The sequence below is a fragment of the Streptomyces sp. NPDC002513 genome (genome assembly GCF_053595355.1).
Genome location: NZ_JBSFXK010000001.1, coordinates 104,035 through 125,696 on the forward strand (window position 1 = coordinate 104,035; position 21,662 = coordinate 125,696).

Sequence of the window (21,662 nt, forward strand, 5' to 3'; positions counted from 1 at the left end):
GCGAGTCCCGCCGTCCGGTACCGAGGAGAATTCGTGCTCGTCCTGCTGCCTCCCTCCGAAGGCAAGGCCCCCTCGGGGAGCGGTGCCCCGCTGGAGTTGGAGTCGCTGTCGCTGCCTGGCCTGACCGCCGCGCGGGAGGCCGTGCTCGGTGAGCTGGTGGAGCTGTGCTCGGGGGACGAGGACAAGGCGCGCGAGGTGCTGGGGATCGGCGAGGGCCTGCGCGGGGAGGTCGCCAAGAACGCCGGGCTGCGGACGGCGGGGGCACAGCCCGCCGGGGAGATCTACACCGGTGTGCTCTACGACGCCCTGGCTCTCGGCTCGCTGGACGCGGCGGCCGGCCGACGGGCGGCCGGGTCCCTGCTCGTCTTCTCCGGGCTGTGGGGCGCGGTCCGCGTGACGGACCGCATTCCCTCGTACCGCTGCGCGATGGGGGTGAAGCTGCCCGGCCTGGGCGCGCTCGGCGCGTACTGGCGTACGCCGATGGCCTCCGCCCTGCCGGAGGCGGCCGGCGACGGGCTGGTGCTCGACCTGCGGTCCTCCGCCTACGCGGCCGCGTGGAAGCCGAAGGGCGAGGTCGCCGGACGGACGGCGACCGTGCGGGTGCTGCACTCCCGGATGGTGGACGGGGTGGAGAAGAGGTCGGTCGTCAGCCACTTCAACAAGGCGACGAAGGGGCGGATCGTCCGCGCCCTGCTGACGGCGGGGGCCGGCCCGGGCAATCCTGCGGAGCTGGTGGAGGCGCTGCGGGACCTGGGGTACGTGGTGGAGGCCGAGGCGCCGGGCCGGAGGGGGAAGGCGTGGGCGCTGGATGTCGTGGTGACCGAGATCCACTGAGACCCCGTCCGATCAGTCATTGCAGTGTGCGCAACGACCTTTGCGCACACTGCTGTCCCTGGGCAGGATGAGGCCATGACCTCACCACTGCCCTCGCCGCCGTCCGCGCTCTCCGTCCTCGACATCGCGCCCGTCGTCCCCGTGGTCGTGGTGACGGACGCCGCCGACGCCGTACCGCTGGCGCGCGCCCTCGTGGCGGGCGGGCTCCCGGCGATCGAGGTGACGCTGCGGACCCCGGCCGCGCTGGAGGCGATCCGGGCGGCCGCCGCCGAGGTCCCGGACGCGGTGGTGGGGGCGGGCACGGTCCTCACGGCCGGGCAGGTCGGCGACTGTGTGGCGGCGGGCGCGCGCTTCCTCGTCAGCCCGGGGTGGACGGACACGCTGCTGACGGCGATGCAGGCGTCCGGGGTGCCGTTCCTGCCGGGTGTCTCCACGGCGTCGGAGGTCGTCGCGCTCCTCGAACGGGGCGTCACGGAGATGAAGTTCTTCCCGGCGCAGGCCGCGGGCGGCACGGCGTATCTGACGTCGCTGGCCGGACCGCTCCCCCAGGCGCGGTTCTGTCCGACGGGCGGGATCGGCCCGGTGAACGCCCCGGACTACCTGGCGCTGCCCAACGTCGGCTGTGTGGGCGGAACGTGGATGGTTCCGGAGGACGCGGTCGCGGCACGGGACTGGGGACGGATCGAGACGCTGGCGCGGGAGGCGGCGGCACTGCGGGGATAACGCCTACGGGGAGTGTCCGAGGACGCCCCGAAGGCCGTTCAGTTTCCGCGCAGGTGGGACGTGTCGTTGAGGAGGCGGACGCTCGCGTTGCCGTCCGCGTAGTACGCCACCGCGGTCAGGGAGGCCGCCGACAGCTCCATGCGGAACAGCGCCTGCGGGGGTGCCCCGAGGGCGAGGCGGACCAGGGTCTTGATCGGCGTGACATGCGAGACGAGCAGGACCGTGCGGCCCGCGTACGAGGCGACGAGCCGGTCCCGCGCGGCGGCGACCCGGCGGGCGACGGCCGCGAAGCTCTCGCCGCCGCCGGTGGGTTCGGCCTCCGGGTCGCGCAGCCAGGCGTCCATGTCGTCGGGGTACCGCTCCCGGACCTCGCCGAAGGTGAGGCCCTCCCAGGCGCCGAAGTCGGTCTCCCGCAGTCCGTCCTCGACGCTCACCTCGCACCCGAGGCGGGCGGCGACGATACCGGCGGTCTCACGGCAACGGGCGAGGGGCGAGGAGACGACGGCCTGGACGGTCCCCCGCGCGGCGAGCACACCGGCGGCCCGTTCCGCCTGGCGCCGGCCGATGCCGGAGAGCGACGGATCGCCGCCGCCGCTGCCGGAGAACCGCTTGAGCGGGGTGAGCGGGGTCTCGCCGTGCCGCAGCAGCACGAAGGTGGTCGGGGTGCCGAGGTCGGGCGGGGCGGAGGCGACGTTGCGGGCGGCCCGCACATCGGCCGTCGCCGAGCCGCCGGTACGCCCGGAGCCACCGGCCTCGTCCGCCAGGGCCGTCGCGGAGTCACCCGTACGCCCGGCCTCACCCGCCGTGGCCGGCGTGATCGTCGTGACCCCGTCGCGGGTCGCGGCCGGGGCAACGGTGGCGGTGGCGGCTCCCAGGGCCGCACGGGCCCGGGCCGCGCCCGCGGCCGCGTCGCCCGGGGGGCCGGCCGGCTCGGGAGCCGTGACGGCATGCGCCTCCGGCTCCGCGGTGGACCGGGCCGGTTCCCACCGCTCGCCCCGGCTCCCCGCGTCCATCGCCTCGTTGGCGAGCCGGTCCGCGTGCTTGTTCCGCTCGCGCGGGATCCACTCGTAGGTGACCTGCCCGGCCGGGAACAGGGCGGCGGCCTGCATCGCCAGCGGCTTCATCGCCGGGTGCTTGATCTTCCAGCGGCCCGACATCTGCTCCACGACCAGCTTGGAGTCCATGCGGACGTGCACCCGCGCGGCCGGATCCAGCTCGTGGACCGCGCGCAGCCCGGCCAGCAGCCCCCGGTACTCGGCGACATTGTTGGTGGCGGTCCCGATGAACTCGGCCCGCTCCACGAGCGTTTCGCCCGTCACCGCGTCCCGCACCACGCTGCCGTAGCCCGCGGGCCCCGGGTTGCCCCGGGAACCGCCGTCGGCCTCGACGATGAACTCCCGCACGCGCAACGCCTCTTACAGGCCGGACTCGGCCGTGCGCACCAGGATGCGGCCGCAGTTCTCGCAGCGGGCGACCGTGTCGGGGGCGGCCGCGCGGATCTCGTTCAGCTCGGTGATCGCCAGCTCCTGACGGCAGCCCTGGCAGGTGCGCTGGTACAGCTTGGCCGCGCCGACGCCGCCCCGCTGCTCGCGCAGCTTGTCGTACAGCTTCAGCAGATCCGCGGGCACCGAGCCCGCGATGACCTCGCGCTCCTTCGTCACCGACGCCGCCTCGCCGTCGATCTCCTCGAAGGCCGCGTCGCGGCGCGCGGTCGCGTCGTCGATCTTCGACTGCGCCGACGCGACCCGCTCGGTCAGCTCGGCGACCCGCTCCTGCGCGGACTCGCGGCGCTCCATCACCTCCAGGACGACGTCCTCCAGATCGCCCTGCCGCTTGGCGAGCGAAACGATCTCGTGCTGGAGGTTCGCGAGGTCCTTCGGGGAGGTGACCGCACCCGAGTCGAGGCGCTGCTGGTCACGGGCGGCGCGCTGGCGCACCTGGTCCACGTCCTGCTCCGCCTTGGTCTGCTCGCGGGCGGTGTCGCTCTCCTCGGTCTGCGCGGCCACCAGCAGGTCGCGCAGCTGCGTGAGGTCCTTGGTCAGCGACTCGATCTCGGCGTGCTCGGGCAGGGACTTCCGCTTGTGCGCGAGCTGCTGGAGGCGTACGTCCAGGGCCTGTACGTCGAGGAGTCGGATCTGGTCGGCGGGCGCGGCTTTCAGTTGGGGGCTCCAGGGTTCTTCGTCGGGTTGGACGACGCCGTGTGGGCGGTCCAGGGGTCGGTGACCGTCGTCGAGACGTGGACCCGCAGGTCCCATCCGTGCCGGTCGGAGATCTCGTCGAGCTGGGCGGCCGCCAGCTCGCACCAGGGCCATTCGGTGGCCCAGTGCGCCGCGTCGAGCAGCGCGAGAGGACTGGGGGTGCGGTCCGCCATGAACTCGGACGCCGGGTGGTGGCGCAGGTCCGCGGTGAGGAAGGCGTCGACGCCGGCCGCGCGGACGTCGTCGAAGAGGCTGTCGCCGGAACCGCCGCTGACGGCGATCGTACGCACCAGCGCGTCGGGGTCGCCGGCCACCCGGATGCCCTGCGCGGTGGCGGGCAGCCGCTCGGCGGCGCGGGCGGCCAGCTCGCGCACGGTCACGGGGTGGTCCAGCTCGCAGATCCGGCCGAGGCCCCGGCGGCCCTCCGGGTCGGTCGCGTCCGGGACCAGGGGGCGTACCACCCGCAGGTCGAGCGCGCCGGCGAGGGCGTCGCTGACGCCGGGGTCGGCCCGGTCGGCGTTGGTGTGGGCGACGTGCAGCGCGATGTCGTTCTTGATGAGGGTGTGCACCACACGGCCCTTGAAGGTGGAGGCCGCCACCGTCGTCGTACCGCGCAGATAGAGCGGATGGTGGGTGACCAGCAGGTCCGCGCCCAGCTTCACCGCCTCGTCCGCGATCTCCTGGACCGGGTCGACCGCGAAGAGGACCCGGGAGACCTCCTGGTCGGCGTCGCCGACGACGGTGCCGACCGCGTCCCAGGACTCGGCCCGCTCGGCGGGCCACAGGGTCTCCAGTGCGGCGATGACTTCAGACAGACGGGGCACGGGGAAAAGGCTACCCGCCCCGGGGCGGTGCCCGGCCGGCCGTGGGCGATTCCCGCAGGCCGGGCGGATCCGGGGCGGTCCCCGTACGCCGGGGTGCGGACCGGGCGCGGTCCCGGCCGGGGCGAGCGGCTCCGTCCGGGGCGATCCGGAATCCCGCCCCGGGTACGGCCGATGCCCTCCGGGGCGCTCCGGCCGGGGATCGCGTACGCGTGCGGCGCGCGCCCACTCGTACAGCACACCCGTCCTGGTTTCCTCAGGTGATTGGCCGCACGAACACCCTTATGTGTGAAGCGGCCGTCCGTGCAGGTCACGTCCGTGCGTACGAAAACTAGTTTCGTCGCCGGAGGTGACCGAACGATGACGGCCTGTGCCTTCGAGTCCGCCACGGCGGACGGGAGCGAGTGGGCGGCCCGGCCCGGATGCGTGATCACGGCGAACGGGTCCTACGCGGCCCGTCTCGCCCTGGACGGCGAGTCCTGGTATCCGGAGCGCTGGACCCTGGACGGCCCCGAACCCTACGCCGTACCGCTGCCCGGCAACCAGCCGGAGGACCCCGGCACCGAGGTCCAGCCACTGGCCGACGGCCGGGTGCTGATCCACCGCCTCGTGGCGGAGCGCCACCTGTTCTCGCTGCTGTACCCGACCGGACCGGGGACCGGCGAGCTGCCGCTTGGCGCGGTGGACGGCCCGCGCGAGGAGACCCGGCTGCGGCTGCTGCCGCCCGCGCCGACGGGGGACCGGGCGTTCGCGCTCGCGGTGGGGCCGCGGTCCACCGCGGTGTGGCTGGTGGCGGGGGGAGCGGCCGGGCCCGAGCGCCTGGCGGAGCTGCCCGGCCGCTGCTCGGGCGGGGTCTGGCTGGACCGGGCCGGCCGGATGCTGGCCCTGGACCGCACCGAGGACGGGGGGCCCACGAAGACGGTGGTGGTGGATCTGGCGCGGGGCGGGCAGGTGTCGCCGCTGCTCCAGATCACCGACGGGAGCAACGACCGGCTGCTGCTCGCGGATCCGGACAGCGGGCTGCTGCTGATCCGCTCCGACGCGCCCTCGCCGGGCCGGGAGCGGCTCGGCTGGGGGGTGTTGGGGAGCACACTGCCGGTGCGCTTCCCCGACTGTCTGTGCCTGGACTACCCGGTGACCCCGTTCGCGATCCAGCCGGGGCAGGTGCTCACGCCGGAGAGCTGCGCGGTGGCGTTCAGGGTCGACGGGGCGGCGGGCACCTGGGTCGGGGTCTGGCGCCCCGCGCACCGCCGGGTCCTGCATCTTGCCGCGCCCCAGGGGTGGTTGGCCGGTACGGGGCTGTGGACCCGGGAGGGGGTGCTGCGGCTGCCGTTCACGACGGGTGCGGTGCGCTGCGGGGTGGCGCGGCTGGAGGCACCCGTGACGGCGGCCGAGCCTGCGGCGCGGGTGCCGGGGCCGGTGCGCCCGGTGCCCCTGCAACAGGCGCCCCTGCAACAAGCGCTCCCGCAACAAGCGCCTCCGCACCGGCCACGGGCACAGCAGCCGGCACAACCCTCGGCACAGCGGCCGACGCCACCACCGACGCCGCCGCCACCCCCACGTCCCCGCACGGCTCCCCGGTCGACCGGGGTCTCGCTGCGCCGCGCTCTCGCGTGGCCCCGCCCCGACACCGGGAACACCGGCAGGCCACAGCCCCCGGGAGAAGCGCCGCCCACGGCCCCCGGCACGGCAGCCCTCACCACCCCGGGCACAGCAGTCCTCACCATCCCCGGCACAGCACTCCTCACCACATCCGACACAGCAGTCCTCACCGCACCCGACACGACAATCGCGACAACCCCCGCCACGGCTGTCACTGCGGCCCGTTAGAATCGCCCGGCTGTACGAAGGATCATGTTGACGGGGTGGACATTTCTCATGAACGACACCAGCACCGCATCGCCGCTGTCCGCCGAGGCCCAGGACCTCCTGAGTCACGGCCGACACCGTGGCCCGGTCTCGGCCGAGGACCACGAGGAGGCCACGCACGGCCGGCACCGCAAGCCGTCCGGGCAGGCGGAGGACACCGGCACCGCGTTCTGACCGGCACGAGGAAGCGCGAACCGACGGCGCCCATCACGGTGGGCGCGCCGGTACCACGGTGAGCGCACCGGTCGCCGGACCGGACACGGCCCCGCACGTCGCATGACGTGCGGGGCCTTTCCGTGCGGGGGCTCACCCGGGCCCCGGCGGTGGCGGCGGACGGACGGCTGTTCAGCGATCCGTCGGCCGTCACCCCGTGCCGGCACTCGGACGTGCCGGACGACGGTGCCGGCACTCAGGCGTGCCGGACGACGGTGTCGGCGAGGACGGGCGCGTCGTCCCGCTCGACGGCGCTCACGGCCACCCGCACCGCGCCGTCCTGCCGCCACACGCGGATGCGCAGGGTCTCGCCGGGATACACGACTCCGGCGAAGCGCGTGGCGTAGGAGCGCACCCGGGTCACATCGCCGCCGAGCAGGGTGTCGACGACGGCCTTGAGCGTGATGCCGTAGGTGCACAGGCCGTGCAGGACGGGCCGTTCGAATCCGGCGAGCTTCGCGAACTCGGGGTCGGCGTGCAGCGGGTTCCAGTCGCCGGAGAGGCGGTAGAGGAGGGCCTGGTCCTCGCGCAGCGGCCGTTCGACGGTCCTGTCCGGCTCGCCCAAGGGCGCGGGGAGCCGGGTGGAGGGGCCGCGGTCGCCGCCCCAGCCGCCCTCTCCTCGTACGAAGATCTGGGCGTCGTCGGTCCACAGCGGGCCGTCGGCGTCGGCGACCTCGGTGCGCATCACGAGGACCGCCGCCGTGCCCTTGTCGTACACGGCGGCGATGCGGGCGGTGGCGGTCGCGGTGCCCGCGACGGGGAGGGCACGGTACACGGTCAGGGACTGGCCGCCGTGCAGGACGCGGGCGAGGTCGACCTCGACACCGGGCATGGACAGTCCGCCGATCACGCCGGGCGCGCCGGCGCCGGCGACGGTGGCGAAGCTCGGCAGGACGTGCAGCCGGGACTCCAGGGTGTAGCGCAGCTCGTGGGGGTCGGTCGCGGGGCTGTCCCGGTCGGGGCGGGTGCCCGCGCCGATGCCGAGGTGGTACAGCAGGACGTCCTTGCGGTCCCAGGTGATCTCGCCGGAGCGGGGTTCGGCGGCGAGGGCCTTGGCTGCGTCGATGGGCATGGGGCTCCTGACACGGGCGGGTAGGACCCCGGTGCGGCCGTCCGCGCCGTCGGCCGCACCGGGGTCGTCACGGGGCCGCGGGAACCGCCCGTACCGGAACGCGTTCCAGTACGGCGACCCCCTGTATAGCCCAGGGCTCCTCGCTCGTGAAGGCTCCTGACGGTGCGTCAGTTCCATGGGTGGCCAGAGCGTCGGTTCCGTGGACGGCACCTCGTCGGCACGGCGCCGGTTCCGTCGGGAGCCGCGCCGGACCCGTGGACGGCACCGCACCGGTTCCGTGGGCGGGCCCGTACCGGTCCCGCCCGGCCGTGACATTTGTCCTGCCCGAACCCGTACAAGCGCATCTGCCGGACGGGCACCCTCCGCCCGTAGTGTCGGGCGCATGACGAAAACGACCGGGACACCACCAGCCGTGTCCTTCACGGGGGCGGTCAAGACCTACGGCACGGTACGCGCCGTCGACGGCATCGACCTGGAGATCGGGGCCGGCGAGACGGTCGCCCTGCTCGGCCGCAACGGCGCCGGCAAGTCGACCGCGATCTCACTGCTGCTCGGCCTGAACGAGCCCGACACCGGCATGGTGGATCTGTTCGGCGCCTCCCCCGAACAGGCCGTACGCGCGGGCCGGGTGGGCGCCATGCTCCAGGAGGCGCGGGCCGTGCCCCGGGTCACCGTCCGCGAGCTGGTGTCCTTCGTGGCCGGACGCTACCCCGACCCGCTGCCCGTGGCCCGGGCGCTGGAGCTGGCCGGGATCACCGCGCTGGCGGGCCGGCGCGTGGACCGGCTCTCCGGAGGACAGACGCAGCGGGTGCGGTTCGCGGTCGCGCTCGCCGGGAACCCGTCGCTGCTCGTGCTGGACGAGCCGACGGCGGCCCTGGACGTGGAGGCGCGCCACGCCTTCTGGGACTCGATGCGGACCTACGCCCGCGGTGGCCGCACCGTGCTGTTCTCCACGCACTACCTGGAGGAGGCGGACGCGTACGCCGACCGGATCGTCGTCATCGACGGCGGCCGGATCGTGGCGGACGGCACGGGCGAGGACCTGCGGCGGTCCGCGGGCGGCAACCTGGTCTCGATCGACCTGGCGGGCCGGGGCACCGACGGGCTGGACCTGCTGCCCGGGGTGCGGTCGGTCCAGGTGCGCGGGGACCGTGCGCTGCTGCGCACCGACGACTCGGACGCGACGGTGATCGCTCTCGCCCGCCTGGGCGCGATACGCGGCCTGGAGGTCGCCCCGGCGTCGCTGGACGACGCGTTCCTGGCCCTGACGGCACGCGAGAAGGAGACCGTGTGATGGGGGACTATCTGCGGCTCGAGGTGCGCCGGACCCTGCGCGACGTCGGCTTTGTGATCGGCGGGGTCGCGATGCCGGTGATGATGTACCTGCTGTTCACCAACATCGGTGCCGCCGACGGCGTCTGGAAGACGGCGTCCATGGTGAGCATGGCGGCCTACGGCGCGGTCGGCTCGGCACTGAACACCGGCGGCGGGGTCGCCGAGGACCGGGCCATCGGCTGGCTGCGGCAGCTCAGGGTGACGCCGATGACCCCGCGCCAGGTCGTCGTCGGCCGGGCCCTGACCGGTGGGGTGACCGTCCTGCCCGCGATCGTCGCGGTGCTCGCGGCGGGCGGCCTGGTCAACGGGGTACGGCTGGCCGCCTGGCAGTGGGCGGCGATCGCCCTGCTGCTGTGGCTCGGCTCGGTCCCCTTCACCCTGCTCGGCCTCGGCAACGGCTACCGGATGACCGCGCAGACCACGGGCGTGACCAACATGGTGTGCAGTCTGGGGCTCGCGGTGCTCGGCGGCCTGTGGTTCCCGGTCGCCCTGTTCCCCGGCTGGCTGCGCACCCTGTCCGCGTACACCCCCACCCGTCGCTTCGCGCAGCTCGGCACGGCGGTCGCCGAGGGGCACGCCCCGGCGCTCACCGCGGTCGTGATCCTGGCCGCTTGGCTGGGGGCCTTCGGTTCCTACGCCGTGCTGTCGTACCGCCGAAGCGCGGCGACCGTCTGAACGGGGAAAGAGATGTCCTGGACACACAAGATCTCACGAGGATGGGACGCGTGGCGGTCGGCTGCGCGGGAGGGCCGAGAGGTCCAGCGGTGGTACCAGGAGAACAAGACACGTCTGAACGCCGAGTGCCGCGCGGCGCGCAAGGCCGGGAAGCTCCCGGAGAACCCGGGCCCGCCGCCCAGCGGCTTCACCCTGCTGCCCTGGCTGCTGATGGGGATGGGCGCCTTCTCGAACATCTTCCAGGGCAAGACCCCGAACCCGTGGATCGGCGTCCTCGGCCTGTTCACCTTCAACTCGCTCTATATCCATGTGGCGTTCCGCGTCTTCTCGAAGGAGGCGCGCGAGGCCCGCTCCACCCGGGTGGCCCTCGGCCTGATGGCCGTGGTGACCTGCGGACTCGCCATCGGCTACGGCGGCACGTGGCTGCTGTTCTTCCCGCTGCTCGGGCTCGCGACGGGTGCGGTCCTGCGCGGGCACCTGCGTGCCTACGGCACGGCGGTCGCCCTGCTGGCAGGGGGCGTCAGCTGCTTCCGTGACGGCTGGAACGGCCTGAACATCGGCTACGCCACCTGGATCTCGACCATGGTGACGGCCGCGATCCTCTCCCTGTCCGAAGCCGTACGGGAACTGCGCGCCGCCCGCGAGGAGCTGGCCCGGCGCGCGGTGGAGGAGGAGCGGCTGCGCTTCTCCCGCGACCTGCACGATCTGCTCGGCCACACCCTCTCGGTGATCGTCGTGAAGTCGGAGGCGGCCCGCCGGCTGGCCCCCCGGGACCTGGAGGCGGCGCTCGCGCAGGTCACGGACATCGAGTCGGTCGGCCGCCAGGCGCTCACCGAGATCCGTGAGGCGGTGACGGGCTACCGCGAGGGCAGCCTGGCCACGGAACTGGACCGGGCCCGCTCGGCCCTGGCCGCCGCCGGCATCGAACCCCGCGTACGCCGGTCGGGCCCTCCCCTGACCCCCCGGACGGAGGCCCTGCTCGGCTGGGTGGTGCGCGAGGCGGTCACCAACGCCGTGCGCCACAGCGGTGCCGCCCACTGCGACCTCACCATCGAGGGCACCCCCGAGCGCGTCCGTCTGACGGTCGAGGACGACGGGGACGGGGCGCCCGTGCGGCCCGCCCCGGAGGGCGTCGGAGGCACGGGTCTCAAGGGCCTGACCGAGCGCCTCGCGGCGGCGGGCGGCTCCCTGCGGGCCGGCCCGTCACCGCACGGCGGCTTCACGGTCACCGCCGAACTCCCCGTGGACGCCGAGGACCCCGCCGAGCCGGTGGAGGTACCGCTGGCCACGGCGCCCAGGGCGACGTGAGCGACCAACTCACGTCGTCCGCCCGTGGCCGCTGTCCCAGGTGTGGGGCCGCCGTCGCGTGCTGTGCAGGGGCCGTGGCCACAGTGGCGGAGGCATCCCGCGCGCCGGTTTCCGGCTCGTGGCGGTGCGCACCGCTGATCAAGCCAAGGGGTAGGCGGCAATCAGACGGGCTGAGTAACGGCCAGGGTGATCACGACGGATGGTGATCTTTTCGTAACCAAGCTCCTTGTCCGATAAGTGCCTTTTGTTCATCGGTGAGCTGATGATGTGATCGCCTCAATGAAGAAGATCATGAGACTCACTGCCGCCATGGCGTTCGCCGCTTCGCTGATGTCGGGGACTGCCAGTGCCGCTCCGATGCCCGCGCAGCCGCACCCGTGGGACCATCGGGTCAAGTGCCAGACAGACGACCCGGAGGGCAGGCACATCGTCACCCGCTACGGGAACTCGGAGCTGGGCTGGTATCACTTCACAGGCCGTCACAACATCAAGAAATGCTCCACCCTGTACGCAGCCCTGCACGGCCGTGTGGACCGAGACGATCACCACGGACACCTGGAGTACGACGGGGTCGAATTCGAGACAGGCGTCCCCAGGCCGCGGCAGGTGAAGTTCACGGTGGTCGTGCAGTACACGCGCAAGACCACGGACGGCCGCTATGATGCCGGTCGCGGTCAGAAGATCGGCGTCATCACGGCGTACTGCCACAACCAACCGGGGAACAAGTGTCCGGCATGGGCCAAGCTGTGAACTCTCCTGAACCAGGCGTCGAGCAGGCAGCCACCGGCCGTCTGCTCGATCTCGCCCGCTCCTTTATCACCACGCACGTGTCGTGGAAACCACTGTTCATCGGCGCGGTCATCACGGGCGACGACCGCATGCGCCTCTATTTCCGTTCACCTGAGCGGGACCGCACCTATGGTGTGGACGTGCTGATCAGCAATACGGGGCCCGGTCTGACCGGCGCTCTGGTATCCCCGGCGTTCCTGGCCAACGAGCACTTGCATCTGCCTTCCGACGATCCGCACTGCGATGTGATCGTGGATCTCACCGACTACTGACGGATGGGATGCGTCACGCTCACTCGCTGGTCAGCGCAAGGCGGTGGGGGCCAGCCGGATTGTCTGTGGCTGCATCCGGATGCGTATGGTCTTGGGCTTGTCGGCCGCTTTCACCGGTTCAACGGGGTAAGGAACGTGTTCAGGTGCCGTCCCGACAGCTTTTTACTGTCGGGACAACCTTATTAAATTCCCCGACGCCATAACCCTGGACCTGCCCGTCGCATTCTCGTAACGCTCGAATCAGAACACGTAGGGATCCTCGTTGATCAAGTGCCCCATGTGCTCCAAGGTGTCACGCATGCTAGTAGGGGATTCCGTAAGAGAAATTCCTTTTTGTGAAGTGCGATCGAGAAGCTTGAGCGTCCTAGCCGAGGTAGTCTCGCCGACCGTGGGGATTATGGACTCGGATAGCTCCTGAGCCTCGCGCCAGGCATGAACTTCTAGGTAGCAGTCGAGCAGACGCACCGCTGAGATGTTCCGGTATCCGACTTTGGCTCCCGCTTCCTGGCGTAGGGCCCGCAGGAGATACGGGATCGCACTCTTCCACTGCTCGGACTCCTGGAGGGCAAACCCCTGATTCCCGTCGATCTCGTCAACGGTGACCCACCAGGACCAGAAAGGATCACTGTTACGATCACTTTCTTGCGCCAGTGAACGCGCGCGATTGAAAGTTATTGCAGCTTCCGCGCCCTGTCCCGATTGAGCAAGACCCTTTGCTTCTCGCACTCGGAAGATGGCTTCGATGCGCGGGGAAAGGGTGCCGTAGTCGAGGATAGATCGCGAAATTGCCAATTCTTCACGCGACCTCCCCAGCCAGCCGGCCTGCATAGCCATGTTCTGCAAAATCAACAGCTCAATGGCTCGGTCCCCCGACAACTTCGCCAAGAACAACGCTTCTTGGTTGAACCGCCGGGCGGCGCTGTGATTTTCCGCATCAAACAGCGCCCATCCGGCTACTTCTGCCAACTCGGCGGCAGCAGCTCGAATGTCTTGTTCGTAGCGAGGTTCATAGTCTCCCTCCCCCAGCCTCCTGTGTACAGCCTTGAATGCCCGGGCCGCCATTTCGGCGATAGGGAGTCCGCTTAGTTCGTTATCGAGGACGATTAGCCGCTTTGACGTATCGCGGATTGCCTGTGCGTATGTATCGCCTCTTCCCTCGACCAGCAGAGGCAGGCGTTCAGATTCGACCTCCGACGCCGACTGAGCATACGACATTTCCCAGGGGCGAGGCGCAAGGCGGAGATAGTGGCCGGGGATACGGAACGCGTCTGCGATGTGCTCGATCTTCGCTATGGTGGAAATTACAGCTTCGCCGCGAGCGATCTGACTCACGCGAGACGACTTGATGTCGCAGGCTTCCGCGATCCGATTGAAGCTGATTCCGGTCCACTTGCGAATCAGCTTGAAGAGGGTACCGAATTCATGTGCCGCTAAGGCGTGCCGTACATCGTCCCTCTCAAGCACGTCTCGCGGAATTGCTGTCAGCGGTTCCACACGCGCCCCCGTTTATCAGCCGGTGACCATTCATTCTAGACCCGTGATGGGTCACCCATCGTGGGCTAGGCAGCAGTTGCCCCAACCGGAAGGTTTGGAGAAGCAGCAAGGACCCCCGCGACGCAGCGAACGTCCGGGGGCGTGGCCACCAACCCCATGGAGGTTGACGACAGTGCACAAAACTACAGCCGGACTCCCCGAAGGGCACCAGCCAGCGGGGGCTGAAACCGACGCGCGGCAGTGGGAATACACGACTTACGCGCCCACTGGTGAGACATGCCCGGCGTGCGGGAAAACGATCAAGAGCCTTGAGAGTTGCCGCCGGGCGATGCTGGCCCGGCCTGACACGGCTCCGATCGTGGCGTACTGGCATACGGCGTGCGCCCCGAAGGTGGGACAGTGACCGCCGCGCGCCAGTGCGGCAGCGCTGCGGAACCCCGCGCGAACTTGCCTGAGGGGTGGACCTCGTTCCCGTCGCAGCCGGACAGCGAAGGCCAGGCCCACTGGTACGCGACGGCGCCGTACGACGTGAGCGCGATCAGGGAGCCGTTCGACCAGTGGCCTGATCACCCGGCAAGGCGCCTGTGCCACACGATCGTTGGCAAATCCTGGGACGAACTGTGCTCCGCGGCGACCGCTCAGGTGGAGTTGTACGAGGAACTGACTGGCGGTAAGCAGCCGTGACCCGCGCCGCCCTCCGATACGTTCCCCACACGATCCGGCACGCTCCGGATCTTGAGTCGACTCGTGAGGCCTTCTGCACTTCGAACGCCTGCGGGGAGTCATCCCGTCCCGGCGACGAGGAACAGATCCAGCTCTGGTGCCTTCGCCACACGGGCCGCAACCCGACACACAACGTCTTTCGGCGCGTGTTCACCGACCATGCGCGCGTGATCCGCGACGAGTAGATCCCCGCCCCTTCCGTGACCGTGGCGACGCGGGGCGGAGGGGCGGGTCGCAAAACGGCGCGGGGACCGATTCCCCGCAGGAGCATCACGAAGGGGTGGGCACATGACCGCAGCCCCTGAGTCACAAACGCCCCGTCCGGTCACATGCCGGGCGGGGCTTTCGGCTGCCCGCAGATCCGCCTGACGCGTCCCGGCAAGCACCCCGCTCTATAGCCTGTCCCGCGTGAACGAGATGCCACGGGACCACCGGCCCGCCCCGTCCATCCGCGTCCTGCTCGCCGAGGACCAGGGCATGATGCGCGGCGCCCTCGCCCTGCTGCTCGGCATGGAGGCGGACATCGAGGTCGTCGCGCAGGTCGCGACGGGTGACGCCATCGTGGACGCCGTGCTGACCCATCGCCCCGACGTGGCCCTGCTGGACATCGAGCTGCCGGGCATGAGCGGGCTGGACGCGGCGGTCGAGCTGGGCCGGCAGGCGCCGGACTGCCGGGTACTGATCCTCACCACCTTCGGGCGCCCCGGCTATCTGCGTCGCGCCATGGAAGCGGGCGCCGCCGGTTTCCTGGTCAAGGACGGCCCGGTGGAGGAGCTGGCCGCGGCGATCCGGCGGGTTCTCACCGGGGAGAGGGTCGTCGACCCGGCTCTGGCCACGGCCGCCCTCAGCGCCGGTCCCAACCCGCTGACCGCCCGCGAGTGCGACGTACTGAACGCCTCCGTGGACGGGGCGACGGTCGCGGACATCGCCGCGAGGCTCCGCCTCTCGGAGTCCACCGTGCGCAACTACCTCTCCTCCGCGATCGGCAAGACGGGCACCCGCAACCGCATGGAGGCGATGCGGGAGGCCCGCCGGCAGGGGTGGCTGTAGGGGACGGCGGGAGCCGGTGGGGCATCCGGTCCCCGAGGCCGTTTCCCTGACGACGGATCAGTTCATCACGGGATGGTCACGGATTCCTTAGCGGGTCGAAGCATCGGAATAGTTGCCCGTGCATACAAGGTTTACCCGGCACTTATCCGGCGCGGATCCCGTCGAACGACCTCATCCGTACCTCGTCACTTCCGGCCTGGAGGCCTCACCTCATGACGCACACGACGACCGACCAGGCCCCGCGGAGGCCGTCCGGCGCGATCGTGCCGGTGCTCGCCTTCGCGGGCATCGTGGTCGCGGTGATGCAGACGCTGCTGGTCCCGGTCATCAAGGATCTGCCCCAGTTGCTGAGCACCGCGCCCAGCAACGCCACCTGGGTCCTGACCTCCACCCTCCTCTCGGGCGCCGTGGCCACCCCGATCATGGGCCGCCTCGGCGACCTCTACGGCAAGCGGCGGATGCTGCTCACCAGCCTGGCCGTGATGGTGATCGGCGCACTGGTCAGCGCGCTCACCGACGCCCTGCTGCCGATGATCGTCGGCCGTACGCTCCAGGGCTTCGCGATGGGCGCGATACCGCTCGGCATCGGCCTGATGCGCGACATGCTGCCCCGTGAGCGGCTGGGCTCGGCGATGGCCCTGATGAGTTCCTCGATCGGCGTCGGCGGCGGACTCGCCCTGCCCGCGGCGGCCCTGGTCGCCCAGCACGCCGACTGGCACACCCTGTTCTTCGGCGCCGCCGGGCTCGGCGTCCTCTCGATCGTCCTCACCCTGCTCGTCGTGCCGGAGTCCGCGGCGCGCGCCGGTGGCTCCTTCGACCTGCCGGGCGCCCTCGGCCTGTCCGCCGGTCTGGTACTGCTCCTGCTGCCGGTCACCAAGGGCAGCAACTGGGGCTGGGCCTCGGGCACCACGCTCGGCCTGTTCGGCGCGGCCGTCGTGGTCCTCCTCCTGTGGGGCCTGTTCGAACTGCGGGTGGCCGCCCCGCTGGTCGACCTGCGCACCACCGCCCGCCGCGAGGTGCTGCTCACCAACCTCGCCTCGATCATGGTCGGCGTCTCGTTCTACGTCGTCTCGCTCGTGCTGCCGCAACTGCTCCAGCTTCCCGCCGCCACCGGCTACGGCCTCGGCCAGTCGATGGTCGTCGCGGGCCTGTCCGTGGCCCCGCTCGGCCTGACGATGATGTTCACCGCGCCGGTCTACGCCCGTCTCTCCGCCCGCTACGGCCCCAAGGTCACCCTGATCACCGGCCTGGTGATCATCGCGATCGGCTACGGCGGCGGCCTCGGCCTGATGAACGCCGCCTGGCAGACCGTCGTGACCTCGGTGATCCTCGGCGCGGGCATCGGCCTCGCCTACTCCTCGCTGCCCGCGCTGATCGTCGGCGCGGTCCCGGCCTCGGAGACGGGCGCGGCCAACGGTCTCAACACCCTGATGCGGTCCATCGGCACCTCGGTCTCCAGCGCCGTCATCGGCATGGTGCTCACCAACACCGCACAGCAGGTGAACGGGGTGGCGATCCCGACCATGCACGGCTTCCGCGTCTCGTTCCTCATCGCGACCGGCGCGGTGGCGCTCGGCCTGCTGCTCGCCCTGTTCCTGCCCCGGCAGCGCCCCTCGGCCCGGACCCGGTTGCGCGCGAGCAGCGAGGAGGACGCCAACCTGGAGCGGGCGGAGGAGGTCCTGCGGGGCTTCCGCGGCCGGGTCCTGGACGCCGGGGGCGCCCCGGTCGCCCGCGCCAAGGTCACCCTGATCGACCGCCGGGGGCGCCAGGCCGGTGCCACCCTCTCCTCGGAGGACGGCAGCTATGTGCTGGCCGTACCGGCGCGGGGCCCCTACGTCGTGGCCGCCCGGGCGACGGGCCACGCCCCGCGCGCGGCGTCGGCCACCCACACGGGCGACGACCGCCCGGTCGACCTGGATCTGTCCCTGCCGGGCGAGACCGTCCCGGCCTGACCGGCTCCGCCACTGCCGCACCCCCGGTCGCCGCCGCGGCGGGGGGTGCGGCAGCATGGGGCGCCTACAGGTCCGTACGGCGCCTTCGCCGCGGTACGCGCCTGCCCGCACCGACGACGAAAGGACCCCCATGCCCGCGGCGCCCTCCCCCGAGATCCAGGCCTCGTTCGAGGCCGCGAAGGGGTTCATGCCGCTGCGCGAGGGGCTCGCGCTGTACGAGGCCGCCGTCGAGGCCGGACGGCTGGGGCTGCCCCTGCTGGAGGTCGGCACCTACTGCGGGCGCTCCACGATCCTGCTCGCCGACGCGGCCCGCGCCGCCGGGGTCACCGCGCTCACGGTCGACCACCACCGCGGCAGCGAGGAGCAGCAGCCGGGCTGGGACTACCACGACCCCGCGACGGTCGACGCCGAGGTCGGCCTGATGGACACGCTGCCCACCTTCCGGCGCACCCTGCACAGGGCGGGCCTGGAGGACCACGTGGTCGCGCTCGTGGGCCGTTCGCCGCAGGTGGCCGCGGTCTGGAACAGCCCGCTCGGCCTGGTCTTCGTCGACGGCGGTCACACCGACGAGCACGCGAACGCCGACTACGAGGGCTGGGCCCCCCATCTGGCCGTAGGCGGCCTGCTCGTCATTCACGACGTCTTCCCGGAGCCGGAGGACGAGTTCACCGGCCAGGCCCCTTACCGCGTCTACCTCAGGGCCCTTGAATCCGGCGGGTTCACGGAGGTCTCGGCGACCGACTCGCTGCGCGTCCTGAGGCGAACAGGGGCGACGGACGCGGGGCGCGGTTAGGGTCGCAGGCATGTCGAACGCTGGACCGGACCTCGATGCCCCCGAACCGCGCCGCCCCCGGCGCGGGCCGCTGATGGTCGCGGCCGCCGCGCTGGTGCCGGCCGCCGTGCTCGGCTGGCTGGTCTACGAGGCGGTGGCCGACAGCGGCGGCGGACCGGCCGGGGCGGCGTCCCGGACGCTCCCGCCCGCCACCGCGGGCTCCCCGGCACAGGACGGCAAGCTCTCCCCCGCCGGGTCCGGCTCGCTCAAGGGCAAGGTCGTCCTCGTCGACCCGGGACACAACCCCGGCAACTTCCGGCACACCACCGAGATCAACCGCACGGTGGACATCGGAACCACCCGCAAGGAGTGCGACACCACCGGCACGTCCACCAACTCCGGGTACACCGAGGCCCAGTTCACGCTGGACGTGGCGCACAGACTGCGCACGATCCTCGAACGGCAGGGCGCGACCGTGAAGTTCACCCAGGACGGCGACCGGCCCTGGGGGCCGTGCGTGGACGAGCGGGCGCACATCGGCAACACCGCGCACGCGGACGCGGCCGTCTCCGTCCACGCCGACGGCGCGGCACAGGGCGACCGAGGCTTCCACGTCATCCTTCCGGCCTCGGTGCACCAGGGCTCCGCGGACACCCGCCCCATCGTGGGTCCCTCGCACGACCTGGGCACCCGCATCAAGGACGGCTTCAGCCACGTCACCGGCAGCCCGCTCTCGAACTACCAGGGAAACGGCACCGGTCTCGTCGTCCGCGGCGATCTCGGCGGCCTCAACCTGTCCACGGTTCCGAAGGTGTTCATCGAGTGCGGCAACATGCGCGACAGCAAGGATGCCGCACTGCTGACCAGCGGGGCGTGGCGGCAGAAGGCGGCGCAGGGGATCTCTGAGGGAATCGTGAGTTTCCTGCGCGGGTAGTGCTCACCCGCCCGGGCCCGGCGGACACCCAGGCCGGGCGGACGATAGGGTCGTCACTGCGATGAGGGCCCGCCCGCGCGCTTCACACCGCGGCCCGAGGGCGACATGGCGACAGCGACGCCTCCACCGACCACGAGACGACAGACGAAGGACCCGTAGTGAATATCCGCTCCCTCACGAGAGGCGACGGCGTGGTGATCGGAGCAGCGGTCGTGCTGTTCATCGCCTCGTTCCTCGACCTCGCCGGCTGCGGCAACGCCGGCGCGATCTGCGCCCAGCTCAACCTGCCCAACGCCTGGGACGATCTCGGACTCGGGCTCGGCACGTACACGGCCGGGGTGATCGGGGGCGCGCTCGTCGTGTTCACCCGGCTGCTCCCCGCGCCGCGCAAGGTCGCGGGCCTGGAGCTGGGAGCCTTCGGGGCCGTGCTGACCGTCGCCGCCGCCTGGGTGCTGCTGTGGACGCTGATCGACACCAGCCAGGCGGGCGCCGGTCTCGTCCTCGGCTTCATCGCCGCCCTGGTGCTGGCCGCCGCCGCCATCGCCACCCCGCTCGTCCCGGCCCTGCAGACCGCCCTCATCCCCGCCCCCAAGCCCGCCGCGCCCCAGCCCTACGGCGCGCAGCCGGGGACCAACTACGGCTACCCGGGCGCCCAGCAGCCCTACGGCGGCCAGCCCCAGCAGCCCCAGCCGTACGGCGGCCAGCCGCAGCCCGCGCCCGCGCCCGCCGCGGAGTTCTCCCCGTTCTGGTTCGCCGTGCCGGTGCCGCGCCCGCTGTACGCGGAGGACGGCACCCCCGCGCCGATCGCCGAACTCGCCCCGGGCATCTGGTACCTGGCCGTCGAACAGCGCGGCCCCGGCCTGGTGGCGCAGACGCAGGACGGCCGCCGTGGCGTGCTCCAGGACACGAGCGGCATCCAGCGCGGCTGAGTCGCGCGGCCGGACCGCTTCCGCACGGCCCCCCGCCCTTCCGGGCGGGGGGCCGTCGTCGTAGCCGAACACGTAAAGCTCCGAGCAACGGCCCGGCCCACCGTTGACCGACCGCTCCAGGTCGCTCGACGGCTGTCTCATCCGTGCCGGTCCCGACAGTGGCCATGGTTCCGGCCGCCCCCTCGCCTCACCTTTCGCAGGCCCGCGTCGTCGGGGTGGTGAGACCTTATCGATCTGCTGCCCGAGGGCGGAAAAGGGGACCGTGACATGGCCACTCAGGTGACGACGACGGTGAAAGTACAGCGCAGTTCCTCGTTCCTTCAGATCGCGATCGCCCTGCAGACCCTGACCATCTTCCTTCAGGCGGTCTCCGCCGGACTGCTGCTGACCTCGTCCTACGGAGAGACGCTGCACGGTGTCGGAGCCCGTGTGATGTACGGGGCGTCGATGCTGTACGTGCTCGCGGCGGTGCTGGCGTGGAAGCCGGGCGGCGGCTCGCCCCGGCCCGTCTGGCACGCGTCAGGTTTCCTCGTACTCGCCTCGGTCCAGGTCGTGCTCGGCATCGCGCACGTCCCGTCGGTCCATCTCCCCCTGGGCGTCTTGATGTTCGGTCTGAGTGTGCTGGCGCTGGCCCGGCGCTGAGCTCCGCCCCGGGGTCAGCCCCGTGCGAGCTGGGGACCCGACGGCACCTGGTCGTGTACGCGGGCGCCCGCGCTCTTCCCCGCGGCCTTCACCTTGCGGATGACCGCGTCGAAGGCGGCGACGGCCGTCGCGTCGCCCTTGCGGAGCTTGCCCGGCAGATGCTTGAGGGAGTCGATGGACGCGCCGAGCGGGGCGAGGGCCCGGGACAGCGCCGGGTCACTCCGGGCCTGGTGCTGCGCGCTCTTGAGCCGGCTGTAGGCGAAGGTGCCCGCGACGCCCGCCTTGAGCAGCGTGGAGGTGCGTCCCTCGGCGCCGTCGGCGAACGCACCGGCCTTCCACGGCTTCACGATCCACTGGCGGACCGCCCCGGCCGCGAGGCCCGCGTTCAGCGCGTACCGGGCCTTGGCGAGTTTCTGCCGCTGCGCCGGGGTGGACGGGGCCGGCGAGGGGACCGTGATGTAGGCGGCCACCTCCCGGGTGACGCTGCCGCTCCCGCAGGCGGTGGCACCGGCGAACAGGGCGCCGCACAGGGCGAGCGCGAGGGCGAGGGCGCGTATCGGCACGGGCACGGGGTCCTCCGGGTCGAGCGAGGCGACTGCTCCACCGGCAGCCTCTCCCACCCCGCCCGGCCGCGCCGCCCCACAGGGGCCGGGCGGGTGAATCCCCTGTCCCGCACGGTCTTCGCAGGCCCCGGCGCGTTTCGGCGGAAGGCGACGGGCAATCCGGAGGGCATGTCCCCTCGATATCGCAACGGTGCCGGTCACATCGGCACGCTCATAGCGGTCGTCGCCGATGTCATGGCCCTCATCCTGGGCCTGTGGATCCTGATGTACCTGCTGGACGCGAACCTGGGCAACGGCCTGGTGCGGTTCGTCCACGACACCGCGCAGTGGCTCGCGGGCTGGTCGCGTGACCTGTTCACGTTCCACGAGGCCTGGGCCCGCGTGGTCGCCGGGTACGGTCTGGCCGCGGTGGTGTACCTCTTCATCGGCCACACCATCGCCGACCGCATCCAGCGCCACTGAGAGCCGCCGGCGCCACCGGGACCGCGGTCGCG

At 71.8% G+C, this 21,662-nt stretch carries 24 protein-coding genes; 18 read left to right on the forward strand and 6 right to left on the reverse strand.

Features of this window, described 5'->3' with window-relative positions:
- The first annotated feature begins 33 nt into the window (after positions 1-33).
- Both yaaA and eda read left to right on the forward strand, forming a co-directional pair.
- The gene (gene yaaA / locus ACWD5Q_RS00515) at positions 34-834 is read left to right on the forward strand and encodes a peroxide stress protein YaaA (protein WP_451424767.1); all 801 of its coding nucleotides are present in this window, start codon (positions 34-36) and stop codon (positions 832-834) included.
- Between the two features lie 75 nt (positions 835-909).
- Entirely contained in the window at positions 910-1,557 is a 648-nt protein-coding gene (gene eda, locus ACWD5Q_RS00520) for a bifunctional 4-hydroxy-2-oxoglutarate aldolase/2-dehydro-3-deoxy-phosphogluconate aldolase (protein ID WP_451424768.1), read from the forward strand.
- 38 nt (positions 1,558-1,595) lie between these two features.
- Here eda and ACWD5Q_RS00525 read toward each other — a convergent pair whose 3' ends face one another.
- From ACWD5Q_RS00525 to ACWD5Q_RS00535, 3 genes are read right to left on the reverse strand one after another with little or no spacing between them, the layout of a single operon-like run.
- Positions 1,596-2,960: a bifunctional RNase H/acid phosphatase gene (locus ACWD5Q_RS00525; protein ID WP_451424769.1), complete on the reverse strand. Its 1,365-nt coding sequence runs from the start codon at positions 2,958-2,960 to the stop codon at positions 1,596-1,598.
- A 12-nt stretch (positions 2,961-2,972) separates the two neighbouring features.
- Positions 2,973-3,716, reverse strand: a complete 744-nt coding sequence (locus ACWD5Q_RS00530) for a zinc ribbon domain-containing protein (RefSeq protein WP_451424928.1) — start codon at positions 3,714-3,716, stop codon at positions 2,973-2,975.
- Positions 3,713-4,579 carry a Nif3-like dinuclear metal center hexameric protein gene (locus ACWD5Q_RS00535; RefSeq protein WP_451424770.1) on the reverse strand — a complete coding sequence of 289 codons (867 nt, stop codon included), beginning with the start codon at positions 4,577-4,579 and terminating at the stop codon, positions 3,713-3,715. The genes ACWD5Q_RS00530 and ACWD5Q_RS00535 overlap by 4 nt, the downstream gene beginning before the upstream one ends.
- A gap of 357 nt (positions 4,580-4,936) precedes the next feature.
- Between ACWD5Q_RS00535 and ACWD5Q_RS00540 the strand changes: the two genes are divergently transcribed.
- A complete protein-coding gene (locus ACWD5Q_RS00540; protein WP_451424771.1) occupies positions 4,937-6,406 on the forward strand; it encodes a hypothetical protein in 1,470 nt (489 codons plus the stop codon).
- 48 nt (positions 6,407-6,454) lie between these two features.
- Positions 6,455-6,619, forward strand: coding sequence for a hypothetical protein (locus ACWD5Q_RS00545; protein WP_451424772.1), 165 nt, complete (start codon positions 6,455-6,457; stop codon positions 6,617-6,619).
- Positions 6,620-6,854: 235 nt separating this feature from the next.
- Here ACWD5Q_RS00545 and ACWD5Q_RS00550 read toward each other — a convergent pair whose 3' ends face one another.
- On the reverse strand, positions 6,855-7,730 hold the full coding sequence (locus ACWD5Q_RS00550; protein WP_451424773.1) for a MaoC/PaaZ C-terminal domain-containing protein: 876 nt from the start codon (positions 7,728-7,730) through the stop codon (positions 6,855-6,857).
- A 382-nt stretch (positions 7,731-8,112) separates the two neighbouring features.
- Between ACWD5Q_RS00550 and ACWD5Q_RS00555 the strand changes: the two genes are divergently transcribed.
- From ACWD5Q_RS00555 to ACWD5Q_RS00575, 5 genes are all read left to right on the forward strand, one after another.
- Positions 8,113-9,024, forward strand: coding sequence for an ABC transporter ATP-binding protein (locus ACWD5Q_RS00555; protein ID WP_451424774.1), 912 nt, complete (start codon positions 8,113-8,115; stop codon positions 9,022-9,024).
- The gene (locus ACWD5Q_RS00560) at positions 9,024-9,740 is read left to right on the forward strand and encodes an ABC transporter permease (protein WP_451424775.1); all 717 of its coding nucleotides are present in this window, start codon (positions 9,024-9,026) and stop codon (positions 9,738-9,740) included. The genes ACWD5Q_RS00555 and ACWD5Q_RS00560 overlap by 1 nt, the downstream gene beginning before the upstream one ends.
- A gap of 12 nt (positions 9,741-9,752) precedes the next feature.
- The gene (locus tag ACWD5Q_RS00565) at positions 9,753-11,048 is read left to right on the forward strand and encodes a sensor histidine kinase (RefSeq protein ID WP_451424776.1); all 1,296 of its coding nucleotides are present in this window, start codon (positions 9,753-9,755) and stop codon (positions 11,046-11,048) included.
- Positions 11,049-11,339: 291 nt separating this feature from the next.
- Complete coding sequence (locus ACWD5Q_RS00570) at positions 11,340-11,798, forward strand: hypothetical protein (RefSeq protein WP_451424777.1); 459 nt, start codon at positions 11,340-11,342, stop codon at positions 11,796-11,798.
- On the forward strand, positions 11,795-12,109 hold the full coding sequence (locus ACWD5Q_RS00575; RefSeq protein ID WP_451424778.1) for a hypothetical protein: 315 nt from the start codon (positions 11,795-11,797) through the stop codon (positions 12,107-12,109). Before ACWD5Q_RS00570 ends, ACWD5Q_RS00575 begins: the two co-directional genes overlap by 4 nt.
- A gap of 240 nt (positions 12,110-12,349) precedes the next feature.
- On the opposite strand, the gene ACWD5Q_RS00580 is transcribed toward ACWD5Q_RS00575, so the two are convergent.
- Positions 12,350-13,603 (reverse strand): helix-turn-helix domain-containing protein, encoded by a 1,254-nt coding sequence (locus ACWD5Q_RS00580; RefSeq protein ID WP_451424779.1) that lies wholly within the window; start codon positions 13,601-13,603, stop codon positions 12,350-12,352.
- A 399-nt stretch (positions 13,604-14,002) separates the two neighbouring features.
- Between ACWD5Q_RS00580 and ACWD5Q_RS00585 the strand changes: the two genes are divergently transcribed.
- From ACWD5Q_RS00585 to ACWD5Q_RS00620, 8 genes are all read left to right on the forward strand, one after another.
- Entirely contained in the window at positions 14,003-14,287 is a 285-nt protein-coding gene (locus ACWD5Q_RS00585; protein WP_451424780.1) for a hypothetical protein, read from the forward strand.
- Positions 14,284-14,511 carry a DUF7848 domain-containing protein gene (locus ACWD5Q_RS00590; RefSeq protein WP_451424781.1) on the forward strand — a complete coding sequence of 76 codons (228 nt, stop codon included), beginning with the start codon at positions 14,284-14,286 and terminating at the stop codon, positions 14,509-14,511. Before ACWD5Q_RS00585 ends, ACWD5Q_RS00590 begins: the two co-directional genes overlap by 4 nt.
- A 232-nt stretch (positions 14,512-14,743) precedes the next feature.
- Positions 14,744-15,376: a response regulator gene (locus tag ACWD5Q_RS00595; protein WP_451424929.1), complete on the forward strand. Its 633-nt coding sequence runs from the start codon at positions 14,744-14,746 to the stop codon at positions 15,374-15,376.
- 212 nt (positions 15,377-15,588) lie between these two features.
- Positions 15,589-17,328 carry an MFS transporter gene (locus ACWD5Q_RS00600; RefSeq protein ID WP_451424782.1) on the forward strand — a complete coding sequence of 580 codons (1,740 nt, stop codon included), beginning with the start codon at positions 15,589-15,591 and terminating at the stop codon, positions 17,326-17,328.
- 130 nt (positions 17,329-17,458) lie between these two features.
- A complete protein-coding gene (locus ACWD5Q_RS00605; protein WP_451424783.1) occupies positions 17,459-18,121 on the forward strand; it encodes a class I SAM-dependent methyltransferase in 663 nt (220 codons plus the stop codon).
- A gap of 10 nt (positions 18,122-18,131) precedes the next feature.
- On the forward strand, positions 18,132-19,034 hold the full coding sequence (locus ACWD5Q_RS00610; RefSeq protein ID WP_451424784.1) for an N-acetylmuramoyl-L-alanine amidase: 903 nt from the start codon (positions 18,132-18,134) through the stop codon (positions 19,032-19,034).
- A 158-nt stretch (positions 19,035-19,192) separates the two neighbouring features.
- Positions 19,193-19,963, forward strand: coding sequence for a DUF5336 domain-containing protein (locus ACWD5Q_RS00615; protein WP_451424785.1), 771 nt, complete (start codon positions 19,193-19,195; stop codon positions 19,961-19,963).
- Positions 19,964-20,230: 267 nt separating this feature from the next.
- Positions 20,231-20,605 (forward strand): hypothetical protein, encoded by a 375-nt coding sequence (locus ACWD5Q_RS00620; protein ID WP_451424786.1) that lies wholly within the window; start codon positions 20,231-20,233, stop codon positions 20,603-20,605.
- 14 nt (positions 20,606-20,619) lie between these two features.
- Here the strand turns inward: ACWD5Q_RS00620 and ACWD5Q_RS00625 are convergent, their stop codons facing one another.
- Positions 20,620-21,174, reverse strand: coding sequence for a hypothetical protein (locus tag ACWD5Q_RS00625; RefSeq protein WP_451424787.1), 555 nt, complete (start codon positions 21,172-21,174; stop codon positions 20,620-20,622).
- A gap of 162 nt (positions 21,175-21,336) precedes the next feature.
- Between ACWD5Q_RS00625 and ACWD5Q_RS00630 the strand changes: the two genes are divergently transcribed.
- Complete coding sequence (locus tag ACWD5Q_RS00630) at positions 21,337-21,630, forward strand: hypothetical protein (RefSeq protein ID WP_451424788.1); 294 nt, start codon at positions 21,337-21,339, stop codon at positions 21,628-21,630.
- Positions 21,631-21,662 lie beyond the last annotated feature (32 nt).

Bases quoted from the DNA above. Each gene is read 5' to 3' on its own strand.
- eda (WP_451424768.1), top strand. From the start codon at position 910: ATGACCTCACCACTGCCCTCGCCGCCGTCCGCGCTCTCCGTCCTCGAC.
- ACWD5Q_RS00540 (WP_451424771.1), top strand. From the start codon at position 4,937: ATGACGGCCTGTGCCTTCGAGTCCGCCACGGCGGACGGGAGCGAGTGG.
- ACWD5Q_RS00545 (WP_451424772.1), top strand. From the start codon at position 6,455: ATGAACGACACCAGCACCGCATCGCCGCTGTCCGCCGAGGCCCAGGAC.
- ACWD5Q_RS00550 (WP_451424773.1), bottom strand. From the start codon at position 7,730: ATGCCCATCGACGCAGCCAAGGCCCTCGCCGCCGAACCCCGCTCCGGC.
- ACWD5Q_RS00555 (WP_451424774.1), top strand. From the start codon at position 8,113: ATGACGAAAACGACCGGGACACCACCAGCCGTGTCCTTCACGGGGGCG.
- ACWD5Q_RS00560 (WP_451424775.1), top strand. From the start codon at position 9,024: ATGGGGGACTATCTGCGGCTCGAGGTGCGCCGGACCCTGCGCGACGTC.
- ACWD5Q_RS00565 (WP_451424776.1), top strand. From the start codon at position 9,753: ATGTCCTGGACACACAAGATCTCACGAGGATGGGACGCGTGGCGGTCG.
- ACWD5Q_RS00570 (WP_451424777.1), top strand. From the start codon at position 11,340: ATGAGACTCACTGCCGCCATGGCGTTCGCCGCTTCGCTGATGTCGGGG.
- ACWD5Q_RS00595 (WP_451424929.1), top strand. From the start codon at position 14,744: ATGCCACGGGACCACCGGCCCGCCCCGTCCATCCGCGTCCTGCTCGCC.
- ACWD5Q_RS00600 (WP_451424782.1), top strand. From the start codon at position 15,589: ATGACGCACACGACGACCGACCAGGCCCCGCGGAGGCCGTCCGGCGCG.
- ACWD5Q_RS00605 (WP_451424783.1), top strand. From the start codon at position 17,459: ATGCCCGCGGCGCCCTCCCCCGAGATCCAGGCCTCGTTCGAGGCCGCG.
- ACWD5Q_RS00610 (WP_451424784.1), top strand. From the start codon at position 18,132: ATGTCGAACGCTGGACCGGACCTCGATGCCCCCGAACCGCGCCGCCCC.
- ACWD5Q_RS00620 (WP_451424786.1), top strand. From the start codon at position 20,231: ATGGCCACTCAGGTGACGACGACGGTGAAAGTACAGCGCAGTTCCTCG.
- ACWD5Q_RS00630 (WP_451424788.1), top strand. From the start codon at position 21,337: ATGTCCCCTCGATATCGCAACGGTGCCGGTCACATCGGCACGCTCATA.